Genomic DNA, 7,766 nt, shown 5'->3' on the forward strand with positions numbered 1-7,766 from the left:
GCAGACAGTCACTCGCTACGCGCCAGAGGCCGTCTCCCATATCGGGAAACGGCCTCTGGCCTGTGTGGACGATACTGGGATTGAACCAGTGACCTCTTCCGTGTCAGGGAAGCGCTCTCCCGCTGAGCTAATCGTCCTTGGAGGTGGAGACGGGATTTGAACCCGTGTAGACGGCTTTGCAGGCCGTTGCCTCGCCTCTCGGCCACTCCACCAGGGGCGTGGGGTAAGGGAAGATCCCCCACTTCCTGCGAGCGGACGACCAGGTTCGAACTGGCGACCTCAACCTTGGCAAGGTTGCGCTCTACCAACTGAGCTACGTCCGCTTGTCTTTTCCGCCTCGCTCGCGCGGGTCGGTGACGTGTTGAACTCTAGCGGATTCCGGGGCCAGTACAAAAACGCGTTTGTGCAGCGTGCTGCGGTGCGCCCGCCGGACGACACGGCCGGAGCACCCGCTCAGCGCCCGCCATAGACTCGCACCTGTGCACGACCTCCCAGCTCTCGCCCGCTTCGGCCCTCTCGTCGCGACCGGCCTCCGTGACGTCACGAGTGACCCCGCGGCCCTGGAATCGAGTGGCTTCTGGGCCGTCACGGCGGACTTCGAGGGGCGCCTGGTGTGCGCCCGCTTCCGTGACGTACGCCATCAGCCGGTGCCCGCGCCGGTGCCGGGGGAGTGGCGGGGGCCCGCGAGCGATGACTGGACGTCGTCGCTCGACCGCGCCGCGTACACGGCGGGCGTGCGCCGCATCCGCGAGCACATAGCGGCCGGCGAGGTCTACCAGGCGAACCTCTGCCGGATCCTGTCCGCACCGGTCGCTCCGGACGCCGACGTGGACGCGCTCACCGCGCTGCTCGCCCGCGGCAACCCGGCACCGTATGCCGGAACGATCCGCCTCCGCGACCACGGCGTCGAACTGGCCACCGCGTCCCCCGAACTCTTTCTGCGCCGCGGCGGGCGGTTCGTCGAGTCGGGCCCGATCAAGGGCACCGGACGCACCGAGGCCGACCTTCTGGAGAAGGACTACGCCGAGAACGTGATGATCGTGGACCTGGTCCGCAACGACTTCGGGCGCGTCTGCGCCACCGGGTCGGTGACCGTGCCCGACCTGTGCGTCGTCGAGAAGCACCCGGGCCTCGTCCACCTCGTCTCGACCGTGTGCGGCGAACTGCGCGACGACGCGGGCTGGCCGGAGCTGCTGGAGGCGACGTTTCCGCCCGGCTCCGTCACCGGCGCCCCCAAATCCAGTGCCCTGCGGATCATCGACGACCTGGAGACCGCGCCCCGGGGCCCGTACTGCGGCGGCATCGGCTGGGTGGACGCCGACCGCGGGACCGGAGAACTGGCCGTCGGTATCCGTACGTTCTGGATGGACCGGTCCGCCGAGCACGGAAGGGCCGCGGCAGTGCTGCGCTTCGGCTCCGGCGCGGGTATCACCTGGGGGTCCGACCCCGAGCTCGAGTGGCGGGAGACCGAGCTGAAAGCCGCCCGACTGCTGGCTGTAGCGTCAGGGGCGTACGACTCAAGTGGAGGGACCCTCACGTGAAGCTCTGGCTCGACGGTGGGCTGCGGGACATCGAGTCGGCCCGTGTCTCCGTCCTCGATCACGGACTGACCGTGGGCGACGGCATCTTCGAGACCGTCAAGGCGATCGACGGCCGGCCGTTCGCGCTCACCCGCCATCTCGAGCGGCTGGCCCGCTCGGCGCGCGGCCTCGGGCTGCCAGAGCCCGACCTGGACGAGGTGCGCCGGGCCTGCGCTGCCGTCCTGGACGCCAACCCGATGCCGCTGGGCCGCCTGCGGATCACATACACCGGGGGTCTTTCCCCGCTCGGTTCAGATCGCGGCGAGCACGGTCCGACCCTCGTCGTCGCCGTGGGCGAGACCAGTCGGCGCGCCGACTCCACCGCCGCGATCACCGTGCCGTGGACCCGCAACGAACGCGGCGCGCTCACAGGCCTCAAGACCACGTCGTACGCCGAGAACGTCGTCGCCCTCGCCCGCGCGCGCGAACAGGGCGCGACCGAGGCGCTGTTCGCGAACACCGTGGGGCAGCTGTGCGAGGGCACCGGGTCCAATGTCTTCGTGGTCCTCGACGGCGAGATCCACACCCCGCCGATCGCCTCCGGCTGCCTCGCGGGCATCACACGCGCGCTCACCGTCGAGTGGACCGGCGCCAAGGAGACCGACCTGGCGCTGGACGTCCTGGAGCGGGCGGAGGAGATCTTCCTGACCTCGACCCTGCGCGACGTACAGGCCGTGAACCGGGTCGACGCACGCGAGCTCCCGGGCACGCCCGGGCCGGTGACCGCCAAGGCCATGCGGACCTTCGACGAGCGGGCGGGCGACGACCTCGATCCGTGAATGCCGCCCATGGCCGAGCACATTCGGCTGACGCCGGTATTCCACGGTGGGTACAACATCCCTGATGACCACCACCCTGCGGCCGACCGAGCCGCTTCAGCACGAAGCCGACGGGGCGCTGTCACGCCACTACAGGGTCTGCGTGAACAGCCGGCCCGTCGGTGCGATACACCTTGCGACCCACCCCCTCTCCGGGCCGTCGGTCGCGCAGATCCGGGAGCTGGGGATCGACGAGCCGGACCGCCGGCGGGGGCGCGGCACAGTGGCCGCGCTCGCTGCCGAAGAGGTGGCGCGCGGCTGGGGCTGCCGGCGGATCGAGGTGCCGGTGCCTGGTACCGCCGAGCCTGCGCTGCGGCTGGCCACGGCGCTCGGTTACGTGCCGCGCGACCGCACCATGGAGAAGCGGCTCGGCGGCGCTCCTCCCGCACTGCCCGCAGGCAGCCGGGGCCGGCCGATGGCAGAGGCCGAGGCACGCGCCAAGTACGGGCAGGACCATGCCACTTCGCTGCCGGCTGGGCTCGCCCCCGAGGCCATGACGTCCAGCGTCCTGGAACACGAGGGGACACCGGTGGGCATGCTGTGTCTGGGGGCGCGGGAGGGGATGGCGTTCGTCCTCGACGTGGAGACCGACGAGCGGTACCGCCGCCGAGGACACGGCCGTACGTTGATGCTGCTGGCGGAGGCGCAGGCGATCGCCGCCGGACGGACCGGGATCCGTATGAACGTCCCCGCGGGGAACACCCCGGCCGAGCGGCTCTGTGAGTCACTCGGCTACGAGACGATCACCTACCTCCTCAGCAAAGACCTGCTGTAGAGGCCCATGGCAGGAACCTGCCGTGGGGGTCAGTCCCGCTGTCCGGCCAGCAGCCGGTCCACGATCTCCTCGATGCGCTCGCGCAGCCCCTTCTGGCTCTTGCCGCCGTCGAGGCGCTCGCCGTCGATGACGTACGTCGGCGTGCCGGTCACGCCGATGGCCTTGCCCTCGGCCTGGTCGGCGTCGACGATCAGGATGTGGCGGCCGTCGATCAGGGCCGTGTCGAACTCCTCGGCGTCCAGACCGAGTTCACGGGCCACCTCGACCAGGAAGGGTTCTCCCTTACGGTTCAGCTCCTCGACCCGGCCCAGCACCGCCTCGACGTACGGCCAGGCCTGGCCCTGTTCCGCGGCCTCCTCGGCGGCCTGCGCGGCCGCGAAGGCGTGCTTGTGCTTCTCCAGCGGGAAGTGCCGCAGCCGCAGCTCCAGCCGGTCGCCGTAGCGGGCGCGCAGCGCGCGCAGGTCGTCGAGGGCGCTACGGCAGTCGGGGCACTGGAGTTCGCACCAGACGTCCAGGACGGGGACGGCGGGCTGCGGCGGGGTGGAGTCGCTCATGCACACCAGTCTCCCAGCCGTGGCCGAGGAGGCCCAAACCGTGGCTGAGGAGGCCCAAACCGCGGCCGGGGCGAGACCCTACGGGGGACCGTCCAGCGTACGGAGGTACCGGGCCCTGAGGAGGACCCGACCCGGAGATGTCCCTGAGGTCTGCCCGGACCATGGCATACCGGGCACGATGCGGTGCAGGATGGAAGGGACGAAGCGACCCTGCCCGTGCGAGCTCTGCCCTGGAGGACCGGATGATTGCCGAGACCGTCTGTTCCGCCGTCGCCGCGGCAGGCCTGGGTATCGCCGCGGTCACCGCGTATCGCAAGCGTTTCCTCGCGGCGGCTCGCCTTGCGGCGTACTCGTTGGTGCCCCTCGGCTTGGTGATGACCGGGGCCGTCGAATGGGCGGCCGACACCGCCTTCAGCCCGGTGGCCTGGGCGGGCTTCGGCGTGCTCGGCGCCTCGTGGCTGCTGTTCACGACCACGCGGGCCGTGGAGCGGCGCGGCGGTGGGACCCGCAAGGAGCGCAGGGCGGCCCGTGCCGCGAAGCGTGACGCGATGGCGCCTTCGGCCTCGGCGCCCTCCCTGGGTCCGTCGACGAGCCCGGCGACCCGTCCCGAGTCCAAGAGCAAGGCCAAGCCCCGCGGCGCCGAGTCCGGGGACGACTTCAGCGACATCGAAGCCATCCTGAAGAAGCACGGCATATGACGCCGTGAGCACGGCGTATGCCGCTCTGAAACGACACAGTGAGCCGACTGCGAGCCGTGCGGTGCGCGGAGGAATCCACTCCGGGACGCACGCCGGAATCGGCGTTGAGGCGGTCTATCCCAGATACTGGACCGTCACATCACGGATTTCGGCTAACTCCCCCATTTTTCGGGCGTGTTGATCGCGTCGCGGGCCTCAGCTGCGTCATCATCGCCCGCGAGATGCTGGACACAACACAGAGCGACACCGCCGCGCCCGAAGGGGAGCGGCGAGGTTGTCTCTTCGCACTTTCCCAGCCACCGCTGATGATCTTCCTTGCGGTGATCGGCTGTCTGCTGCTCATGGCTTCGCTGCACGATCTGCTGCTGCTCTGAGCCGTACGCGGAGTCCCTGGCGCCACCCGCCGAGGACTCCGTCAGCCCGCCGCTTCCTTGCGTCGCGCCCTGTAGGCGGCCACATGCAGACGGTTTCCGCAGGTCCGGCTGTCGCAGTAGCGGCGGGAGCGGTTGCGGGAGAGGTCCACGAAGGCGTGCCGGCAGTCGGGCGCCTCGCAGCGTCGCAGCCGGTCCTGTTCGCCGGCCACCACGAAGAACGCCAGCGCCATCCCGCAGTCGGCGGCGAGGTGATCAGCGACGGACGCACCAGGCGCGAAGTAGTGCACATGCCAGTCGTAGCCGTCGTGATCGGTGAGCCGTGGCGTGGTGCCGGCCGCGGCGACCAGCTCGTTGATCAGCACGGCGGCGGCCCGGGCATCGGGTGCCGCGAAGATCCCGCAGAACCGGCCGCGGATCTTCCGTACAGCCGTGAGATCGAGCTCGGACAGTGACCCGACTTCGCTGATGTCGTGCTTGCGTACGAACTCGTCCAGATCCGCGACGCTCGCGAGCCCGTCCGCCGTGTCGTCCTCCGGTGCGGTGTTCACCAGATCGACCACGATGTCGAGGGCGCACCGGGTGTCGTGGGTGATCAGCACGTTTCGCTCCCTGGCCTGGGGTCGGGCGGGCGCCCGCCGATGCTGGCCGATGCTAGCGGCTCCGTGAATCGGGGGATTCGGCGCCATCCATGCCGAACGGTCGGTGGGCAAGCTGGTCCGCGTCCTGGTGTAGAGCGTACGTTCGGCCGTGGCCGGGGGCACGTAGGCGTCGTGTCGCACTTGGGGTGGGCATGCGTTGTCCATGTCGGGAGCACGCACGTAGACGCCGCCTCCGCGGAGTCCGCGGCGACGGCGCCGGTGTATACCGTATGGGGCGGCTCGAGCCCGTGCCGTCTCCCCGAGTGGACGGCGCCGGGCGGCTTGTGCGGAGCCTCGGCCTAGCTCTCGGCCAGGATGTGGGAGAGCTCCGTGTCGAGATCGAAATGGCGGTGCTCCGTGCCCGGGGGAACGGCAGCGTCCGTTCGCTTCAGGAACGACTCCAGGGCCCGCGCCGGGGCCTCGAGCAGAGCCTCGCCCTCGGGGGAGCTCAGGGCGATGCATACGACGCCCTGACCGTGACTGCGGGACGGCCAGACACGGACGTCGCCCGTGCCGGTGGGCCGGTGCAGTCCCTCGGCGAGGAGATCGCGGGCGAACACCCACTCGACGGTTTCCTCGGCTCCGGTGTGGAAGGTGGCGTGCACGGCGTAGGGATCGGCCGTGTCATACCGCAGTCCTGCGGGAACAGGCAGTGAGGACTCGCTCGACACAACGAGGCGCAGGTGCAGCTCGCAGCTGACCGTGGTGTTCATAAGCGCCAGGGCCTTTCGCTCAGTGTGCGCTCGGGGATTCGCACGTCGGCGAAATCGACATGCCACCTACGGTGCCGTTGTAAACCCCTCTGAGTGTTTTGCGTGTCTTTAGGTAGCTCATCCGGCCGAGTGTGCGTTCGTCGACTACGACCATTCCAGTGACTGGTTTCTGTCCGGTAGGGTTTGGCCGTATGAATACGGGGAGTGACGAAACGGGGGAGGCCGTCGTGGCGGCCGATGAGACGAAAGGCGAGTCGGCGCTTGGTTCTCGTGCGCCGGAATTCATCAAAGCGCGACGCATGTTGCACCTGAGCTGGCAGGTGGGCGTGTTCGTGGTGGGCCTCGCGGTCGTGGTGGCCGGCGTGATCATGCTGCCACTGCCCGGGCCGGGCTGGCTGGTGATCTTCGGCGGCATGGCGATCTGGGCCACCGAGTTCGTCTGGGCGCAGCTGGTGCTCCGCTGGACGAAGCGCAAGGTCACCGAAGCGACACAGCGTGCACTCGATCCCAAAGTGCGCAGACGCAACATCATCCTGACGACGATCGGTCTGGTGATCATCGGGGTGCTGGCCGGGATCTACCTCTATCGGTTCGGCTTCGTGATGCCGTGGAAGATCAAGGAGTAGCGGGGCTCCGCGTGCTCGGCGGGCGGTCGGAAGCACGCCCTGACATGGGGTAATGTTTTCCTACGTCCGGGCGATTAGCTCAGCGGGAGAGCGCTTCGTTCACACCGAAGAGGTCACTGGTTCGATCCCAGTATCGCCCACGAGTGCGAGGGCGACCCATGTCCGCGGAAGGCGCGGAACGGGTCGCCCTCGTCGTTTTTGTGCGGCTTCGCCGCGCGCGGCGGGGGCTTCGCCACCCGCGTCCCCAAGGCTCCGCCGAGGTGAGCGCCTTCGTTCACGTAGCGTCCCAAGGTCGACCAGGTCGAGCCCTCACCGGACGGGGCGGGGCGCGCAGAGGCGTACGTTCCTCCGGGCGCCGGGAGGGGCCCCGCTCACGGGGTCACCCGCTCGAGCGAAGCCGAGCGTGGGGGAGTGGCCAGCCGCGATACGGACCCGCGGCTGCGAGCCGCATTTCCAGTGGAGCGTTCAGCAGCCACAGTCCAGCTCGTACGGCCCTGACGTCGCCCGAGGCGGCGAACGCGGCGGACGCTCCCGGGCCGCGCCGTCCCGCAAGGCTCTGACCAGGTCCTACGGCTCCCGCCCGTGATGCGCCCGAGCAGCACTTGGACGTGCGCCGTGGGCTCCGTCGCGCGGAGCCACGGCATGGCCCGCGTCGGCCCTCATCGCTTCCAGGGTCCGCTGTGCGGCCCGGACCCCCGCCTTGGCCCCGGCCGTGGCGTACGGGCTCCCCGTCCCGCGGACAGCCGGCCCAATGCGGCGCGCAGACCCCTCCGCCAGGGCACCGAGTGCTTGCCCGCCCACGCGTGCTCGCCTGCCCGTCATCCTCCTCGCCCCTTCTCGACGACCCGTCACCTCCCTCGACACATCTCGACCAACCGTCAACTCCCCGTCCGCGCCCAGAACCTCCCTCCCCATGGACCCCAACTTCCGCAAGTCACCCGTCGTTCGGCCGGTCGACCCCACCCCACCCCACCCCACCCCACCCCACCC

At 69.9% G+C, this 7,766-nt stretch carries 9 protein-coding genes and 4 tRNA genes; 7 read left to right on the forward strand and 6 right to left on the reverse strand.

The genetic code is table 11. The annotated features are described in order from the left end of the window. Positions 1–65: 65 nt before the first annotated feature. The 3 genes from ABD357_RS27210 to ABD357_RS27220 form a co-directional block, all read right to left on the reverse strand. A tRNA-Val gene (locus ABD357_RS27210) sits at positions 66–137 on the reverse strand. 1 nt (position 138) lies between these two features. Then, positions 139–212: transfer RNA gene (locus tag ABD357_RS27215), tRNA-Cys, on the reverse strand. 38 nt (positions 213–250) lie between these two features. Continuing rightward, positions 251–323: transfer RNA gene (locus ABD357_RS27220), tRNA-Gly, on the reverse strand. A 156-nt stretch (positions 324–479) separates the two neighbouring features. On the opposite strand from ABD357_RS27220, the gene ABD357_RS27225 reads away from it, so the two are divergent. From ABD357_RS27225 to ABD357_RS27235, 3 genes are all read left to right on the forward strand, one after another. Further along, complete coding sequence (locus tag ABD357_RS27225; RefSeq protein ID WP_344393638.1) at positions 480–1,541, forward strand: chorismate-binding protein; 1,062 nt, start codon at positions 480–482, stop codon at positions 1,539–1,541. Next, the gene (locus ABD357_RS27230; RefSeq protein ID WP_344393639.1) at positions 1,538–2,359 is read left to right on the forward strand and encodes an aminotransferase class IV; all 822 of its coding nucleotides are present in this window, start codon (positions 1,538–1,540) and stop codon (positions 2,357–2,359) included. The genes ABD357_RS27225 and ABD357_RS27230 overlap by 4 nt, the downstream gene beginning before the upstream one ends. Positions 2,360–2,423: 64 nt before the next feature. Then, entirely contained in the window at positions 2,424–3,173 is a 750-nt protein-coding gene (locus ABD357_RS27235) for a GNAT family N-acetyltransferase (protein WP_344393640.1), read from the forward strand. Between the two features lie 29 nt (positions 3,174–3,202). Here the strand turns inward: ABD357_RS27235 and ABD357_RS27240 are convergent, their stop codons facing one another. Then, positions 3,203–3,727, reverse strand: a complete 525-nt coding sequence (locus ABD357_RS27240; protein WP_344393641.1) for a DsbA family protein — start codon at positions 3,725–3,727, stop codon at positions 3,203–3,205. Positions 3,728–3,969: 242 nt separating this feature from the next. On the opposite strand from ABD357_RS27240, the gene ABD357_RS27245 reads away from it, so the two are divergent. Continuing rightward, complete coding sequence (locus tag ABD357_RS27245; RefSeq protein WP_344393642.1) at positions 3,970–4,425, forward strand: hypothetical protein; 456 nt, start codon at positions 3,970–3,972, stop codon at positions 4,423–4,425. 221 nt (positions 4,426–4,646) lie between these two features. Then, entirely contained in the window at positions 4,647–4,799 is a 153-nt protein-coding gene (locus ABD357_RS27250; protein ID WP_344393644.1) for a hypothetical protein, read from the forward strand. Positions 4,800–4,840: 41 nt separating this feature from the next. Here ABD357_RS27250 and ABD357_RS27255 read toward each other — a convergent pair whose 3' ends face one another. Further along, positions 4,841–5,398, reverse strand: coding sequence for a CGNR zinc finger domain-containing protein (locus ABD357_RS27255; RefSeq protein WP_344393645.1), 558 nt, complete (start codon positions 5,396–5,398; stop codon positions 4,841–4,843). Between the two features lie 338 nt (positions 5,399–5,736). After that, on the reverse strand, positions 5,737–6,150 hold the full coding sequence (locus tag ABD357_RS27260) for an SsgA family sporulation/cell division regulator (protein WP_003959770.1): 414 nt from the start codon (positions 6,148–6,150) through the stop codon (positions 5,737–5,739). Between the two features lie 191 nt (positions 6,151–6,341). On the opposite strand from ABD357_RS27260, the gene ABD357_RS27265 reads away from it, so the two are divergent. Further along, positions 6,342–6,776, forward strand: a complete 435-nt coding sequence (locus ABD357_RS27265; RefSeq protein ID WP_344393646.1) for a TIGR02611 family protein — start codon at positions 6,342–6,344, stop codon at positions 6,774–6,776. 68 nt (positions 6,777–6,844) lie between these two features. Further along, positions 6,845–6,916, forward strand: a tRNA-Val gene (locus ABD357_RS27270). Positions 6,917–7,766: the final 850 nt, after the last annotated feature.

The sequence above is a fragment of the Streptomyces vastus genome (assembly GCF_039532825.1).
Classification (GTDB): domain Bacteria; phylum Actinomycetota; class Actinomycetes; order Streptomycetales; family Streptomycetaceae; genus Streptomyces; species Streptomyces vastus.

What these genes read in the sequence shown, in the direction of transcription:
- ABD357_RS27235 (WP_344393640.1), top strand. Translation starts at nt 2,424, where the DNA reads ATGACCACCACCCTGCGGCCGACCGAGCCGCTTCAGCACGAAGCCGAC.
- ABD357_RS27240 (WP_344393641.1), bottom strand. Translation starts at nt 3,727, where the DNA reads ATGAGCGACTCCACCCCGCCGCAGCCCGCCGTCCCCGTCCTGGACGTC.
- ABD357_RS27245 (WP_344393642.1), top strand. Translation starts at nt 3,970, where the DNA reads ATGATTGCCGAGACCGTCTGTTCCGCCGTCGCCGCGGCAGGCCTGGGT.
- ABD357_RS27260 (WP_003959770.1), bottom strand. Translation starts at nt 6,150, where the DNA reads ATGAACACCACGGTCAGCTGCGAGCTGCACCTGCGCCTCGTTGTGTCG.
- ABD357_RS27265 (WP_344393646.1), top strand. Translation starts at nt 6,342, where the DNA reads ATGAATACGGGGAGTGACGAAACGGGGGAGGCCGTCGTGGCGGCCGAT.
- ABD357_RS27250 (WP_344393644.1), top strand. Translation starts at nt 4,647, where the DNA reads ATGCTGGACACAACACAGAGCGACACCGCCGCGCCCGAAGGGGAGCGG.